This window comes from Methylobacterium sp. Leaf123, from assembly GCF_001423405.1.
Lineage (GTDB): Bacteria > Pseudomonadota > Alphaproteobacteria > Rhizobiales > Beijerinckiaceae > Methylobacterium.
Map to the genome: position 1 here is coordinate 73,735 of NZ_LMNS01000008.1, position 15,196 is coordinate 88,930.

The following is a 15,196-nucleotide window of genomic DNA, read 5'->3' on the forward strand; positions in this document are numbered from 1 at the left end:
GTTTGGGAGACCGCAGCGTCACCATCGCGATTCCCGTCCACAACGGGGCGAACTATCTCGGCGAGGCGATCGAGAGCGCCCTGTGTCAGGGCCACCCGGAGACGGAGATCATCATCGTCGACGATGGCTCTGACGACGATGGCCAGACCTTGGCCGTCGCGCGCGCCTTCGGCGACCGCATCCGCATCCTGCAGCAGCCCAATGAAGGGGTGGCGGTCGCGCTCAATACCGCGCTCGCCTGCGCCTCCGGTCGCCTGTTCTCCTGGCTGTCGCACGACGACCTGTTCGAGCCCGGGAAGACCGAGCGGCAGGTGCAGATTCTGGACACGCTTAACCGTGACGACGTCTGCCTGTTCTCCGATTTGTCGTGGATCGATGCGTCGGGCCACATCACCGGCGAGCAGAGGCTCAACCTCGCCATGTTGGCGCGCAATCCGCGCCTCGCCTTCTACGAGGGGCTGATCAACGGCTGTACGATCCTGGCTGCCCGCGACCTGCTTCTGCGCGTCGGCGGCTTCGATGCGCGCTATCCCCACACTCAGGATTATCGGATGTGGTGGAGGCTGACCCGTGAGGCCCATTTCGTTCACGTTCCGCACTGTCTTCTGCGTTCGCGGCTTCATCCGGATCAGGGTTCTCACCGCCACGATGCGCTGTCCGAGAACCGTGCGTTCTGGAGCGACGTGCTCGACGAGACGAGCGAGGTCGAGGCCGCGATGGTGGACGGAAGCCGGGAGCGCTTCCTGAGGCGGACCGGCGGGTTTCTGCGCTACCGGAGTCCGAACCGACGGGTCGCCGACCGCGCCGACCTGACGGCGCAGAGCTGTGCCGCGGAGGCCTCGGTCTCGGTGGTCATCGATGTCGGGAGTGATCTAGAGGCCGCACGCCGCACCATCGACAGCGTGGAAGGCCAGACCCGGCTACCGAACGAGATGATCCTGGTCGGAGATGCTTCGATCCTTCACGCGCTCGGCCGGGATGGCGCCTGTCACCGGGTGCTGCGGCCGACGCAGAAGCGGCAGATTCCCACCCGACTTCGCTACGGGCTCACTGCGACTCGTGGCGGCTACGTTGCGTTGTTGATGGCTCCGGATGTCTTCGCTCCGGAGAAGATCGCGCGTCAGGTCGCGCGCATGTCCGCTCTGGGTTGCCTCGCTTCGCACAGCTCCTATTGCAGTGGCGGGGAGACGGTCGCGACCGGCAGCTTCGGCGGGCGCGTCTATCCTGAGATCGTCGGCGACTGTCACGTCGAGATTTCGACTGTGATGATCCATCGAATCCTGTTCCTGTCCGGCCTGTTGTTCATGGATGAGGACGCCCCCCTCGCATCGAACTGGATCGAGGTCGCGGCCCGCCACGAATGGCTCGGCCTGGAGGAGCCCCTGTCCGTCATCGAGGCGCCGCGCGCGCCGGAAGAGATGGCGCCGCTGCTGACATGGCTGCGCGCATCGGCGCAGCATCGCCACCACGCCGCGCAGATGGGCCGTCTCGAGAGACGGCTCGCCGGCACATTGACGCCAAGCACACACGGTAAGGACGAGCGTGATGCCGGCGCATCGCGACCGATGCGTGCATTGGCGGAGGGCTCCTATGCCGCTGCGTGACCTGCTCCAGCGGGGGCGTGCCCTCCTCACTCGGAGTCCGACGGAGGATGAAGCCGCAGGCATCGCCGTGACGTCTGCCGCCGATTGCGAGGCGATCGAGGGGCTGTTGCACGAAACGCAGCGCCGGCTGGCGGTGGCCGATCAGCGGTTGGCGATCCTTGAGAGCAGCAACCGGACGGCGGTGCGGGCCGTGCGCAGATTCCTGCAAGACCGTGAGCGTCTCGTTGCCGAGCGGGAGGCCGCGCTCATTCAGTTGTCGATCGCCGTCGGGGATCGGCAGCGGACGATGATGCTCAACGAGCATCTTCTGACCGCGCTGCGCGACAGTGAAGAGGCCCGCGCGCGGCTCGAGGACGAGAAACGGGATCTACGCCAGCAACCGGCCGGAAGCGGTACACCCGCTGTCCTGACCGTCGAGGCCGGCAGCTTTACGGGCTGAGCGCGATCCGAGGTGCTTCCAGCCCGCCGGTACCCATCGCCGACGCAAAGAACGAGCGGCATCGAGATCGCCCAAACGGGGATTGAAGACAGCGCCTTTTCCCCGTCTGGCGCCGCAGCGATTGCACCGCAATAACACGAAACTTGTCATTATCTTGCGTCTTGGCCGTTTCGAAAGGTTCTCAACGGCACGAGGCATTTGCGCTGGACGCCGAAGTTTGGCAATTAAGTTCAGCTTCTCGAGGGAGGGCGCCTGAAGCCGAGCAACGTCGCAGCAACGTTCGACGGCCATTCCGGCCGAGCTCGGCAAACCACAATCAAAAATCAAGGACGCACGCATGACCGCACTTTTGCTGATCATCGTGGGCGGGCTCTGCGCCGTTGCCTACGGTGTCGTGACTATCCGTGACGTAATGCGACGCGACGCGGGCACCCAGCGCATGCAGGAGATTGCAGGCGCCATCGCCGAGGGCGCACAGGCCTATCTCAGGCGCCAATACGCCACGATCGGAATCGTCGGCATCGTCCTCTTCGTCCTTCTGGCCTATTTTCTCGGCATCAAGGTCGCCATCGGCTTCCTGATCGGCGCGGTGCTCTCGGGCGCGGCCGGCTTCATCGGCATGAACGTCTCGGTCCGTGCCAACGTCCGCACGGCGCAGGCGGCCACGCAGTCGCTCGGCGGCGGGCTGGAGGTCGCCTTCAAGTCCGGCGCGGTCACCGGCATGCTGGTGGCGGGCCTCGCGCTGCTCGGTGTCGCCCTCTACTACCTGTTCCTCACCCGCGGCGCCGGGCTGGCGCCGGGAAGCCGCGAAGTCATCGACTCGCTGGTGGCGCTCGGCTTCGGCGCCTCGCTGATCTCGATCTTTGCCCGGCTGGGCGGCGGTATCTTCACCAAGGGCGCCGATGTCGGCGGCGATCTCGTCGGCAAGGTCGAGGCCGGTATTCCCGAGGATGATCCGCGCAACCCGGCCACCATCGCCGACAACGTGGGTGACAATGTCGGCGACTGCGCCGGCATGGCCGCGGACCTGTTCGAGACCTACGCGGTGACCGTGGTCGCCACCATGGTGCTCGCCGCGATCTTCTTCGCGGGCAACGCGCCCGTGCTCGAAGCCATGATGATCTACCCGCTCGCCATCGGGGCGGCCTGCATCGTCACCTCGATCATCGGCACCTACGCGGTGAAGCTCGGCGCCAACCAGTCGATCATGGGCGCGCTCTACAAGGGCCTGATCGCCGCGGGTGTGCTCTCGATCGTGGCCATTGCCGGCGTCAATCTGGCGATGTTCGGCGGCTTCTCGACCACCTTCACCACGAATACCGGCCTGACCTTCACCTCGGGCGCGCTCTTCGGCTGCGCGGTGCTCGGCCTCGTCATCACCGCGCTGATCGTCGTCATCACCGAGTATTACACCGGCACGAACTTCCGCCCGGTGAAGTCGATCGCGACCGCTTCCGTCACGGGACACGGCACCAACGTGATCCAGGGGCTCGCGATCTCGCTCGAATCCACCGCGCTGCCGGCTCTCGTCATCGTGGCGGGCATCATCGCGACCTACGCGCTTGCCGGCCTGTTCGGCATCGCCATCGCGGTCACGGCGATGCTGGCGCTGGCGGGCTACATCGTGGCGCTCGACGCCTTCGGCCCCGTCACCGACAACGCGGGCGGCATCGCCGAGATGGCGGGTCTGCCCCCGGATGTGCGCAAGGCGACCGACGCGCTCGATGCGGTCGGCAACACCACCAAGGCCGTCACCAAGGGCTACGCCATCGGTTCGGCCGGCCTCGGCGCCCTCGTGCTGTTCGCCGCCTACACCTCGGACCTGAACTACTTCATCGCCAATGCCAGCCCGACGCAGTACCGCTTCTTCCAAGGGGTGAGCGTCGATTTCTCCCTCTCCAACCCCTATGTCGTCGTCGGCCTCCTGCTCGGCGGCCTGATCCCGTTCCTGTTCGCGGGCATCGCCATGACGGCGGTGGGCCGCGCCGCCGGTGCGGTGGTCGAGGAGGTGCGGCGCCAGTTCCGGGAAAAGCCCGGCATCATGCAGGGCACCGACCGGCCGGATTACGGCCGTGCGGTCGACATGCTGACCCGGGCGGCGATCAAGGAGATGATCGTCCCCTCGCTGCTGCCGGTGCTGTCGCCGATCGTGATCTTCTTCGTGATCCAGGCGATCGCGGGCAAGTCACAGGCCTTCGCCACGGTCGGCGCCTCGCTGCTCGGCGTGATCCTGACCGGCCTCTACGTCGCGATCTCGATGACCTCGGGCGGCGGTGCCTGGGACAACGCCAAGAAGTACATCGAGGACGGCCACCACGGCGGCAAGGGCTCGGACGCGCACAAGGCGGCCGTGACCGGCGATACCGTCGGCGACCCCTACAAGGACACGGCGGGCCCCGCCGTGAACCCGGCGATCAAGATCACCAACATCATCGCGCTGCTCCTGCTCGCCGTGCTCGCGCACGCCTGAGCCGGAACATCGCAAAAGAGAACCCGCCGCGGTCCCCCGCGGCGGGTTCTCTTTTTCAGGACTGAAACTGCGAAAAAATCAGTCGCAGTTCTCCTTGGTGACCGTCTTGCGGTCGCCCATGTCGTTTTCCTTCGTCACGGTCTTGCTGGAGCAACCGTCCGAATGCTCGCGCCGCTCGACGGTGGTCGAGGCGCTGCTGGGCGCGCGATCCACCACGACCCGATCCGGCGCGTCGCGCTCGATCACGGTGGTCTGGGCCATAGCGCCCGAGGCCCCGGCGAGCGTCAGGAGAGCGGCGGCGGCGAGAAGGGATTTGCGCATGACAATCCTCCGATTGGGATAAATCTGCGCCTGTAACGGCGAGCGAACCTGAACCGTTCCAGCGAACTTCAGGTCGGACTTCGCGTCGCCGCCCGGATCATCGAAGGCGTGCGATGAGAAGTTGTAGGCTGAGGCGCGGCCCGAATTTTTACGCGTTCTCTCGGTTCGCTCCATCAGGTCTGCTGAGACGCGAGACTTTTCATGACGGCTGCACCGATTCGCGACCACGATGGGATCGAGACGCTTTCCCCCGACGAGAACGAGAGCATCGAAAGGCCCCGGTGAACTCCTGAAGACCGATCAGGCGCTCTCGCGCTTGCGCCACGCGCGCAACCGCGTGCCGGAGGGGGAGCCGGTCGATCGACGATGTGCCGGCTTGGCAGGGCCAACAGCTTCGTGAAGGACCCCGGCCGCCCGCGCCGGGGTTGCGCAGGCAATCCCGTCCGATCATCGGCCCGAGGCTTGCCATGACCCGATCCCTGTCCCTCCTCGCCGTGGCCCTCCTCACGGGCACGATGGCGAGCCCCCGCCCCGCCCGAGCGCGGGAGGCAAACGCCGCGCTCACCAAGGTCGCGAGCTTCGAGCATCAGGTCACCGGCGTCACGGTGGCCCGCGACGGGCGCATCTTCGTCAACTTCCCGCGCTGGAGCGAGGACGCGCCAGTCTCGGTGGCCGAACTGAAGGACGGCAAGCCCGTGCCCTTCCCCGACGACCAGTGGAACGCGTGGCGCAACGCGCGGGCCGACGAACTCTCGCCGAAGGACCATTTCGTCTGCGTGCAGAGCGTCGTCGCCGACGGGCAGGATCGGCTCTGGGTGGTGGACGCCGCCGCCCCCGCGATGGCGCATGTGATCAAGGACGGGCCGAAGCTCGTCGGGATCGACCTGAAGACCAACAAGGTCATCAAAACGATTCCCTTCGACACCACGACGGTGCTCCAAGCCTCCTACCTCAACGACGTGCGGATCTCGCCGGACGGCAAGACCGCCTATCTCACCGATTCCGGTGCCGAGGGCGCGCTGATCGTCGTCGATCTCGACAGCGGATCGGCCAAACGCATTCTGTCGGGCGATCCCTCGACCATGCCCGACAAGTCGGTGACCGTGAGCTACGACGGCAAGCCGCTGCGCCGCCCCGACGGGCGCGGCGTGGAATTCGCCGCCGATGGCATCGCGCTCTCGAACGATGGCAAGACGCTCTACTGGCAGGCGATCAAGGGCAAGACGCTCTACAGCCTGCCGACCGATGCGCTCACCGGCTGGGCCGCTGCCTCGGTCGTGCCCGACACGCTCACCGACAAGAGCCTTTCAAGCAAGATCGCGCGGGTCGGCGAGAACGGCGTGGCCGACGGTCTGCTGATCGCCCGCCGCGACGGACGGATGTACGTGACCTCGCCGCAGGACAACGCGGTGAAGGTGCGCGACCTCTCCGGCGGCAAGGACGGGCTCACTACGCTAGTGCAGGACCCGTCCCTGCGCTGGCCGGACACGTTCGGCGAGGGGCCGGACGGGACGATCTACGTCACCACCTCGCACATCCAGGATTCGGCCGATTACAAGCCCGGCGCGCCGATCAGCCTGCCGACGGAGCTGTGGGCGATCAAGCCGCCCGCCCCGGATGCCACCGGCTCGACCCGGACGGCGCCGGCCCGCTGAACCGGCCCTATCTAATCCAGCGAACCGATGGGGCGCGTCCGCGCGCCCCGCTCAAGGAGCCCGGCATGCCTTTCATCGAGACCAGCGACGCGACCCGCCTCTTCTACAAGGATTGGGGCAGCGGCCCGCCGGTCGTGCTGATCCACGGCTGGCCGCTCGATGCCGATATGTGGGAGTTTCAGCAGCCGGCCCTGACCCGAGCGGGCTTTCGCACCATCGCTTATGACCGGCGCGGCTTCGGCCGCTCGGACCAGCCCTGGAGCGGCTACGACTACGACACCTTCGCCGACGACCTGAAGGCCGTCCTCGACCGTCTCGACCTTCAGGACGTGACCCTCGTCGGCTTCTCGATGGGCGGCGGCGAGATCGCCCGCTACCTCGCCCGCCATGGCGGTGCACGGGTGGCGCGCGCGGTGCTCGTCTCCGCGGTGACGCCGATGCTCGCCAAGACGCCCGATCATCCCGACGGCGTCGATGCCAGCGTGTTCGAGGGCATGATCGAGGGGATCGAGGAGGACCGGCCGCATTTCTGGGCGAACTTCGTGAAGAGCTTCTTCGGCGCCGGGTTGCTCTCCTCGCCGGCCTCGTCGGAGCTGATGGCCTGGACCGGGATGCTGGCGATGCGGGCCTCGCCCAAGGCGACGGTCGATTGCGTGCGCGCCTTCGGCGGGACGGATTTCCGGGCCGACATGGCAGCGTTCCGGGTGCCGACCCTGGTGATCCACGGCGACGCCGACCAGACCGTGCCCTTCGACATCAGCGGCAAGGCCGCGGCGGCGGCCATTCCGGGCGCCCGTCTCGAAGTCTACGAGGGCGCACCGCACGCCATCCCGTTCACCCACAAGGACCGGCTGACCGAGGATCTCCTGGCCTTCCTGCGGACGTAGCGGGATCAGCCGTCCTGAAGCGCGGCCGAAGCGTCGGTGCCGATCAGGCGCGCCCGCAGCGGCTGGGCGCGCCCCGTCAGCGTCAGCTCCTGCAGCGCGCCGGGGGGGAGGCCGGCGGCCTCGTAGACGGCCTCCGAGACGATCGCGACCTGCCGCATCGGCCCGGTCAGACCCTCCAACCGCGCGGCGACGTTGACCGTGTCGCCGAGCACCGTGAAGCGGGATTCGGTCTCGTCTCCGAACTCGCCGACGATGGCCATGCCCGCATGCAGGCCGACGCCGTAGCGCAGGCGCTCGCCGAGATCGGCGGCGAGCATGCGGTTGAGCTGCTCCACCTGGCGCGCGATGCCATCGACCGCCTTCAGGGCGTCGCGGGCCGCGTGTTTCGGATCGCGGTCGAGGCCGAAGATCGCCATCAGCCCGTCGCCGAGATGCTGGTTCACCGTTCCGCCCGCCTCGCGCACCGCCCGGCCGACCGCGCCGAGGAAACGGCCGATGACGAAGACGGTGTCGTAGGGCAGGTGCTCCTCCGCGAACCGGGTCGAGCCGCGCAGGTCGGCGAACAGCACGACGACGAACCGCTCCTCGCCGGTGGCAGCGCGTTCCGGATCGCGCACGGAGGCGGCGCGGGCCTGCGGCGTGAAAAGCGGCGCGACGGTGAGGTCGAGGTCCGGCCGGAGCTGGCAGGCGAGCCGGATGCCGGGGCTCGCGCCGATCCGGTCGAGGACGAGGCGCTCCGCCCGTTCCGGCTCCGGCAGCGGGTGGCTGCGCTCCGTATCGACGACCCGGATGCGGCAGGTGGAGCAGCGACCCCGCCCCCCGCACACGCTCGCATGCGGGATGCGGCCGCGCCGGCTCGCCTCCAGCACGCTGCTGCCCCGCGGCATGCGGACGGTGCGCCCATCGGGATAGCCGATGCGCACGAAGCCGCCCCGCGTCTCGGCGAGGGTGCGGGCGCCGCGGGCCAGCAGGACGAGGGCGAGCAGTGCCAGATAGGCCAGGAACAGCCCGCGCCGGATCTCGCTCAACCGTTCGGTCTGCTCGGCCAGCCCGAGATGGTTCGGCCCAAGCTCCTGCGCCCGCCACGCCGGATCGGCGGCGAGCGCCGCGACGCTGCGTCCGCCCTGCACCACGCCGAGGAGGGCCAGCACCGGCACGAGCACCGCACCCGCGAGCAGCCAGGGCGCGGCACGGGAAAAGCCGCGCTTGAGCCGGAGCCAGAAAGTGAGGCCGAAGCAGCCGTGTAGCCACGCCACGATGAGGCCCGCCGCCTGCATCAGGCCGTGGCCCGGCGCGGCGACCCAGGTCGCGTAGAGAACTTGGGCATAGCCCCGGTCGAGCTCTTCGACGCTCCAGGCCAGCCGCGTGCCGACGACGTGGCTGAGGAGGAGCAGCGGGACGGCAAGGCCGAGCAGGAGCTGCGCGGTCTCGCCCGGCCGCACCCGGTAGAAGCGCCGCTCGTAGAAGGCCTGGAGCCCGAGGACGAGGTGGATGAGAAGCGCGCCGTAGAGGAGCACGAGCGCGGGCTGCGTGCGCCAGAGCGCGACCTTTACCTCAAGCCCGGTCTCCAGCGCATCGAGCGAGATGTTGCCCAGCGCGTGGCAGAGCAGGTGCGTGAGCACGTAGGCGAACAGCACGAGGCCGCTGCCGAGGCGAAGCTGACGCAGGGTCGGCCAAGCGGGCCAGCGCAAGCCGAAGGGGCGGCCAAAGCCCGGACGCGCCGCCTGCCCCACCGCCCCCGCTCCTTCTTCGAAAACCGCATCACTCTTTCATAGTGGACCGCGGCGCTCCAACGAAACCGTCCGCCGCGCAGGAAAAATCCGTGCGTGCATGTCACGCCGCCGCGTTCCGCCTCGTCATGGGGGCAAGGTGATGGAACGGGCCGATGCGCGGCCCTCCCCATCACCGCTTCGATGGAGAGGGACGATGATCCGATCGTGTCTGCGTGCCGCCGCGTTCGCCGTGCTGCTGACGAGCGCTGCGACCGCCCACGAGACGAAGGGAGGAGTGGCGGCCGGGACAGGCGGGGACGCCACGGCCACCCTCGTCTTCGACCATGCCCTGCCCAACGTGCCGGGCAAGAGCCTGCGCGGCGTGCTCGTCATCTACGGGCCGGGCGGTGCCTCGCCCGCGCATCGGCATGCCGAGAGCGCCTTCATCACCGCGACGGTGCTGGACGGGGCGATCCGCAGTCGGGTGAACGATGGCCCGGAGCGGGTCTACCGCGCCGGTGAGAGCTTCACGGAGAGGCCCGGCGACCGCCACGACGTCAGCGCCAATGCGAGCGCCACCGAACCGGCCCGCCTGCTCGCCGTCTTCGTCCTCGACAGCGACGAGACCCGCCTGACCACGCCGATCCGCTGAACCCCAACCCTAAGTCACGACAAGGACAAAGCCCATGACACCGCGCGTCGAAAACCCCTACGGTCACGCACCCGCCGCCATCAAGGCGATGCTGGCGGTGGAGACGAGCCTGCGGACCGGCGGCCTGGAGCGGAGCCTGATCGATCTCGTGAAGCTGCGCGCTTCGCAGATCAACGGCTGCGCCTACTGCATCGGCCTGCACACCACCGAGGCGCGTCGGCATGGCGAGAGCGAGATGCGGATCGTTCTGCTCAACGCATGGCGTGAAGCGGCCCTCTACAGCCCCCGCGAGCGCGCGGCGCTGGCTTGGACCGAGGCGCTGACCCGCCTGTCCGAGATGGGCGCGCCCGACGCGCTCTATGCCGACCTGCAGACGTCTTTCACGGAGGCCGAACAGGTGCAGCTCACGCTCCAGATCGGCGCGATCAACCTGTGGAACCGGTTGCAGGTCGGCCTGCGCGGCGTCCACCATCCCGACCCGTCCCGCGATGCGGCCTGAGGCGTCCGATCCGTTCGAGGCGGAGCGGGCGCGGCTCACCCGCCTCGCCTACCGGATGCTCGGCTCCTTCGCCGAAGCGGAGGATGTGGTTCAGAGCGCGTGGCTGCGCTGGCAGGCGGCGGACCGTGCCGCCGTTGCGGTGCCGGGGGCCTTCCTGTCGCGCATCGTCACGCGGCTCTGCCTCGACACCATGAAATCGGCCCGCACCCGCCGGGAGGTCTATGTCGGGCCGTGGCTGCCGGAGCCCGCTCTCGACCCGGACGAGGCGATCGACGGCGACGACCTCACCCTCACGCTGATGATGGCGCTGGAGCGTCTCTCGCCCCTGGAACGGGCGGCCTTCCTCCTGCACGACGTGTTCGGCGTGCCCCTCGACGAGGTGGCGGCGACGCTGGGCCGGGCGGCTCCGGCGGTGCGCCAACTCGCCGTGCGGGCGCGCCAGCATGTCCGCGCCGAGCGCCCGCGCTACCCCCTGCCGCCCGAGGAGGGCGAGCGGATCGCGCGCGCCTTCTTCGATGCCTCGCGCAGCGGCGACGTTGCCGCCCTGCGCGGCCTGCTCTCCGAAACCGTGACGATGCGGACGGACGGTGGCGGCAAGGTCATCGCCTTCCTCAACCCGATCCTCGGAATCGATCGCGTCCTGCGGCTGTTCTCGGGGCTCGCCCGCAAACATGCCGGGTCGCCCGCCACCCTCCTCCGCGCCGTGCGGGTGGACGGCCTGCCGGGCTTCGTCAGCCTGGAACGCGGCGGCGTCCTCCAAGTGACGGCACTGGACATCCGCGACGGGCGGATCGCGGGCGTCTACATCACCCGCAACCCGGACAAGTTGCGCCGCGTGGCCGAGGCCGTGGCGATGACGGCCGCTCGCTGAGCCATATCCGACCGGATGGCATAAGGCCGGCGTCTCTCGGTCCGTGTTTCGACACGCTTTCTTTGCCGAACCGGAATCCCCTTCGTCGAAAAAGCGCTCTTCCCCTCACAATGGGGCGGCCAGCACCTCTTCCACGGTGACAGGGCGCCCGGACTCGCCGACGCGGCGCAGCAGTGCCGATTGGCGAAAGCGCGGGTCTCCGGTCACCTCGTGGCCGAGCCACGCCGGCCGCTCGAAATCCTGGGCCTCGTGCTCCAACTCCACCTCGGCCAGGATCATCCCGGCCAGCGTCCCGCCATAGACATCGACCTCCCAGACGAGCCCGGCATGCGGCACGCAGTGGCGTGTCTTCTCGATGAAGCCGGTATCGCAGACGAGGCGCAGCATCGCGTCCGCGTCCGCCCGCGGAATCGCGTACTCGAATTCCGGCCGGCCGAGGCCGACGCGCGCGCCCTTGATGGTGAGCCAAGCCCGGTCGTCGTCGAGCCGAACCCGCACCTTGCCGGTGTCGAACTGTCCGATCAGCCCGTCGGTGAGGCGGTGCCGGCTGACGACGCCCGCCTTCCAGCCGTCATCGGCCACGAGGAATTTCCGCTCGACCTCGAAACGCATCGGAACAAAAAGACTCTGGCGGCGGGATTAGTCCCGCCCCCTTCAACCGCTCCGCCTTACGGTACTCACAAGTTGCGCGCTATCGCTTCCCGCGCAACGCCCTCTCCCGGCGCGCGGTAACCTCAACGCCAGAACGGCTTGGTGTCGACGAGATCCTCGTGCGCCTCGGCCGCGGCCTCCAAGAGCTTGCGGCTGCGCGCCTCGATGTCGGCCGCCGTCATCCCGGCGGCGAACAGGGTCGTGGCACCGGCCGGCTCGACCGTCAGATCCCGCATCAGTTCGTGGCCGGTGGCGATGTCGTTGAGCGCGCCGAGATGGTCCTGCAGGTCGGACAGCGCCTTGCCGAAGACGCCGTGGCGCTTGCCCGCCTTCTTGCCGGGGAACAGCGGCGCGAAGAATTCCGCGCCGTAGCGCAGCTTCTTGGCGGCGATGCGCACCTGGTGACGCTCCTCGGGGTCGAGGTCGTCGAGATGGCGCCCGCGCCGCTTCACCTGCCGCCGCCGCCGGTCGAGTTCGCGGGCGGCGAAGACGCGGGCCGGCTCCGCGCGCAGCGCGACGCGGCCGGGGCTCTCGTCCCGCAGCCAGGGGCCGGCATTGATCCAGGCGATGAGGTCGAGCAGCAGCATCCGCCACGCATCGGAGCGCAGCAGCGTGGCGATGTCGCGATAGGCCTTCGCGCGCTCGTCTTCGAGCTGCCGTTCGAGGCCGAGCAGGCCGGTCTCGTCGGGATGCCGCTCGCGCTCGGCCGGCAGGATGGTGGCGAGGAAGACATCGAGGTTGCGCGCCCGGCCCAGCGGCTCCGTCATCGCCTTCAGCTCGGCGCGGATGCGGACGCCGAGCGGGTCGTCCACGAGGTCGCCGAACAGCGAGAAGGCCGAGCGCAGGCGCCGGATCGCGACGCGCATCTGGTGCAGCGCGTCGGCGTCGCGGCTCTTGAGCAGGATGTCCTCGTTGATGCGCATATGGCGCAGGCAGGCATGGGCGACGGCGCGGAACGCGTCCGCCGCACTCATGTCGTCGCGCAGGGGCACGGGCTCGGACTTGCGCACCTTGTCGATCTTGCCGGCGGCCAGCGCGTAGCCGCGCTCGGCCTTGCTGCGCACGCCGAGCCGCACGGGCACGAGGGCGGCGATGGCGTAGGCGAGCGCGAACACGTCGCTGGCGGTCCCCTCCTTCAATTCGAGCTCGATCTCGCAGATCGAGAGGATGTCGTCGCCCGCTGCCGGCGCTTCGATCCGGCCGAGGTCGAGGGCGACCTCGATGCGGGACTCACCCTGCTCGACGAGGTAGGTCCGCCGGGTGACGCGGGTGGTGAAGAGCGGCTCCAGCGCGGCGTCGGCCGCGATGCGGCGCGCGAAGGGCGTGTCGGCGAGCGCCGCCCGGTCCGGCTCGGCGCCCTCGACCGGCTGCTCCCATTCCGGCCGGTCGAACAGGCCATCGCCCTCGGCCTTGAGGGTCTGGACGAAGCGCCCCTCGCTCTCGCGCACCCGCAGGCCGAGCCCGGCCTCCTGCAACTGCCGGTCCGGCGTGTCGAAATAGACGGAGGCCAGCGCGGCTTCCCCCTGCACCGCCGCCTCCCGCAGGAGCGGATGATCCTGCAGGACGGCAAGGTCGGAGGGCTCGCATTCCAGCTTCAGCTCGATCTCGCGCGGGTCGCTCATGCGGTTTCGTCCTGCTCCTCGTAAGGGTTGTGGCGGATGCGAGCCTGCATCCTGCCGCATCGTCCGGGACAGGCACAACGCGGCGGAACCCGTGATGGATCACGCATCCGTGTGACGATCCCGCGACAGAAGCGGGGATATGGTACGCACAACCTCCGCCATCGACGGCCGCGCCCGCGGATCGGCCTGCCCGCAGGCCTGTTCCAGCGCGCGCCAATCCGCGAGGCCGGCGGGTTCGGTCGCGCAGCCATCGAGCAGCTCGCCGAGCAGGAGACCCCAGGCGCGGGTCTCGATGCGCTGCCAAGCGGCGCCGGCCGCGCCGGGCGGCAGCACGGAGGCGGCCCCGAAATCGCTCAGCACCGCCTCGCCCGCGCCCCCGTCCCACAGGGTGTTGTGCCCGTAGAGGTCGCCGTGGAGCACGCCGCAGCCGTGAAGATGGGCCGCCGCCCGCGCCACGCCGGCCGCGATCCGCAGAGCCGTCTCCGGCGGCAGGGCGAAGTTCGGCGCGTAGACGTCGCGGCTGCAGCTTTCCAGGCTCGGCGATCCGGCCAGAACCCGCCAGCCCTCCGGGATCAGCGGCATCAGGAGCCCCTGCACCCCGTCCGGATGCCCCTCGATCCGCCCGAGCGCGCCGGTGAGGTGGGGATGCCGGCCGGCGGCGAGGCAGGCGGCCATCTCCTGTTCGGGCAGCCCGTCGCTGGTCATGCGGCCCTTGAACAGTTTGACCGCGACCGCCGTCTCCCCCTCCGGCCGACGCCACAAAGCTCGGTGGATCCGCCCCGAGGCGCCCTCGCCAAGACACGGGCCGAGGGCGAGCGCGGCCCAGGGCACCTGCGGCACGCAAGCCGGTGCCGGCTCGCCGTCGAGGGGATTGCCGGCCCAGGCGATCCAGGCGAGCCGCGGCAAAGCCGTCAGCCACGCGGGCAGCGCGTCGAAGCGGTTGGCGGAAAGGCGCAGCAATTCGAGGCTTGGCGCGCCTTCGAGCGACGCGGGCAGCGCCGCCAGCCGGTTTCCCGCCAGCATCAGCTTCTGCAGGTGCGGGCGCCGGCCGAGGGCCTCGGGCAGATGCGCGATCCGGTTGTCGGTTAGCGTGAGCCAGCGCAGGGCCGGCGGCAGCGCCTCGCCCGGCACCTCCCGCAAGCTGGTGGCGCGAAACCCGATCTGGCTCAGCGCCGGACAATCCCCGAGCACGGGCGGCAGCCGTTCGAAGCGGTTGCCCGAACAGAACAGGACGCGCAGCCGCTTGAGCCGGCCGAAATCATCCGGGAGTGCGGTGAGGCCGCACGCGCTGAGATCCAGCCGTTCCAGGGTGTCGGCGAGGCCGAAAATTTCGGGCGGGACTTCTTTCAGTTTTTCGCTCAGGCGCAGCTCCCGTGCTCCGGCGAGGTCGCCGCGTCGGAGGGCGTGCAGCGTGGGCGGTGGTGGGGTGTTCATGGGAGTCTCGCGCGGGCGCTCCTGCCGGGATGACCGCTGCGCGACGACCGATCAACCCGCTGCATGCGGGAGTTAGCGGCCGGCCGCTAGCTTGCTTATCACCGCGCGATACCCGAGTTCGTCTGAGCGTCGGATCCCGCAATGGAGGGGCGGCGGAAGCGGCATGAGCAAGCCTTGAGGATGCTCGACTACGTTGCTGCAGCTTTCGGTATCGAGACCGAAGCTACCTCGGAGAAGCGTCGCCGGCTGCCGCGGCATACTCGTAATTGAGTGCCACCTGGCCTGCTGCCGGTTTCACGGACACCCAGTTTAGGTGTGATGATGAAGCCGGAGGTGCTCCATGCAGCGTCGCAAGTTCGGACGTGAGTTCAAGATCGAG

Annotated in this window: 13 protein-coding genes; 8 read left to right on the forward strand and 5 right to left on the reverse strand. The window is 69.1% G+C overall.

Going from position 1 to position 15,196, the window contains the following annotated elements:
* Positions 1–2: 2 nt before the first annotated feature.
* The 3 genes from ASF53_RS08135 to ASF53_RS08145 all read left to right on the forward strand — a co-directional run bounded on the left by ASF53_RS08135 (position 3) and on the right by ASF53_RS08145 (position 4,513).
* Positions 3–1,604 (forward strand): glycosyltransferase, encoded by a 1,602-nt coding sequence (locus tag ASF53_RS08135; protein ID WP_056196755.1) that lies wholly within the window; start codon positions 3–5, stop codon positions 1,602–1,604.
* Positions 1,591–2,043, forward strand: coding sequence for a hypothetical protein (locus ASF53_RS08140; protein ID WP_056196760.1), 453 nt, complete (start codon positions 1,591–1,593; stop codon positions 2,041–2,043). Before ASF53_RS08135 ends, ASF53_RS08140 begins: the two co-directional genes overlap by 14 nt.
* Positions 2,044–2,380: 337 nt before the next feature.
* Positions 2,381–4,513 carry a sodium-translocating pyrophosphatase gene (locus ASF53_RS08145; protein ID WP_056196763.1) on the forward strand — a complete coding sequence of 711 codons (2,133 nt, stop codon included), beginning with the start codon at positions 2,381–2,383 and terminating at the stop codon, positions 4,511–4,513.
* A gap of 78 nt (positions 4,514–4,591) precedes the next feature.
* Here ASF53_RS08145 and ASF53_RS08150 read toward each other — a convergent pair whose 3' ends face one another.
* On the reverse strand, positions 4,592–4,834 hold the full coding sequence (locus tag ASF53_RS08150; RefSeq protein ID WP_056196799.1) for a hypothetical protein: 243 nt from the start codon (positions 4,832–4,834) through the stop codon (positions 4,592–4,594).
* 467 nt (positions 4,835–5,301) lie between these two features.
* On the opposite strand from ASF53_RS08150, the gene ASF53_RS08155 reads away from it, so the two are divergent.
* Both ASF53_RS08155 and ASF53_RS08160 read left to right on the forward strand, forming a co-directional pair.
* A complete protein-coding gene (locus tag ASF53_RS08155; RefSeq protein ID WP_056196766.1) occupies positions 5,302–6,489 on the forward strand; it encodes an L-dopachrome tautomerase-related protein in 1,188 nt (395 codons plus the stop codon).
* Between the two features lie 65 nt (positions 6,490–6,554).
* Positions 6,555–7,376 carry an alpha/beta fold hydrolase gene (locus ASF53_RS08160; protein WP_056196802.1) on the forward strand — a complete coding sequence of 274 codons (822 nt, stop codon included), beginning with the start codon at positions 6,555–6,557 and terminating at the stop codon, positions 7,374–7,376.
* Between the two features lie 5 nt (positions 7,377–7,381).
* Here ASF53_RS08160 and ASF53_RS08165 read toward each other — a convergent pair whose 3' ends face one another.
* Positions 7,382–9,109, reverse strand: a complete 1,728-nt coding sequence (locus tag ASF53_RS08165) for an adenylate/guanylate cyclase domain-containing protein (protein ID WP_056196769.1) — start codon at positions 9,107–9,109, stop codon at positions 7,382–7,384.
* A gap of 193 nt (positions 9,110–9,302) precedes the next feature.
* Here ASF53_RS08165 and ASF53_RS08170 point away from each other — a divergent pair, with 193 nt between their 5' ends.
* The 3 genes from ASF53_RS08170 to ASF53_RS08180 are packed head-to-tail and all read left to right on the forward strand — an operon-like array spanning position 9,303 to position 11,110.
* A complete protein-coding gene (locus tag ASF53_RS08170) occupies positions 9,303–9,740 on the forward strand; it encodes a cupin domain-containing protein (RefSeq protein ID WP_056196772.1) in 438 nt (145 codons plus the stop codon).
* 34 nt (positions 9,741–9,774) lie between these two features.
* Positions 9,775–10,239 (forward strand): carboxymuconolactone decarboxylase family protein, encoded by a 465-nt coding sequence (locus ASF53_RS08175; protein ID WP_056196775.1) that lies wholly within the window; start codon positions 9,775–9,777, stop codon positions 10,237–10,239.
* Positions 10,229–11,110 carry a sigma-70 family RNA polymerase sigma factor gene (locus tag ASF53_RS08180; RefSeq protein ID WP_056196777.1) on the forward strand — a complete coding sequence of 294 codons (882 nt, stop codon included), beginning with the start codon at positions 10,229–10,231 and terminating at the stop codon, positions 11,108–11,110. The genes ASF53_RS08175 and ASF53_RS08180 overlap by 11 nt, the downstream gene beginning before the upstream one ends.
* A 105-nt stretch (positions 11,111–11,215) precedes the next feature.
* Here the strand turns inward: ASF53_RS08180 and ASF53_RS08185 are convergent, their stop codons facing one another.
* The 3 genes from ASF53_RS08185 to ASF53_RS08195 all read right to left on the reverse strand — a co-directional run bounded on the left by ASF53_RS08185 (position 11,216) and on the right by ASF53_RS08195 (position 14,817).
* Positions 11,216–11,722 (reverse strand): CYTH domain-containing protein, encoded by a 507-nt coding sequence (locus tag ASF53_RS08185; RefSeq protein WP_056196779.1) that lies wholly within the window; start codon positions 11,720–11,722, stop codon positions 11,216–11,218.
* Between the two features lie 122 nt (positions 11,723–11,844).
* On the reverse strand, positions 11,845–13,383 hold the full coding sequence (locus tag ASF53_RS08190; RefSeq protein ID WP_056196783.1) for a CYTH and CHAD domain-containing protein: 1,539 nt from the start codon (positions 13,381–13,383) through the stop codon (positions 11,845–11,847).
* 99 nt (positions 13,384–13,482) lie between these two features.
* Complete coding sequence (locus tag ASF53_RS08195) at positions 13,483–14,817, reverse strand: leucine-rich repeat-containing protein kinase family protein (protein ID WP_056196786.1); 1,335 nt, start codon at positions 14,815–14,817, stop codon at positions 13,483–13,485.
* Positions 14,818–15,196 lie beyond the last annotated feature (379 nt).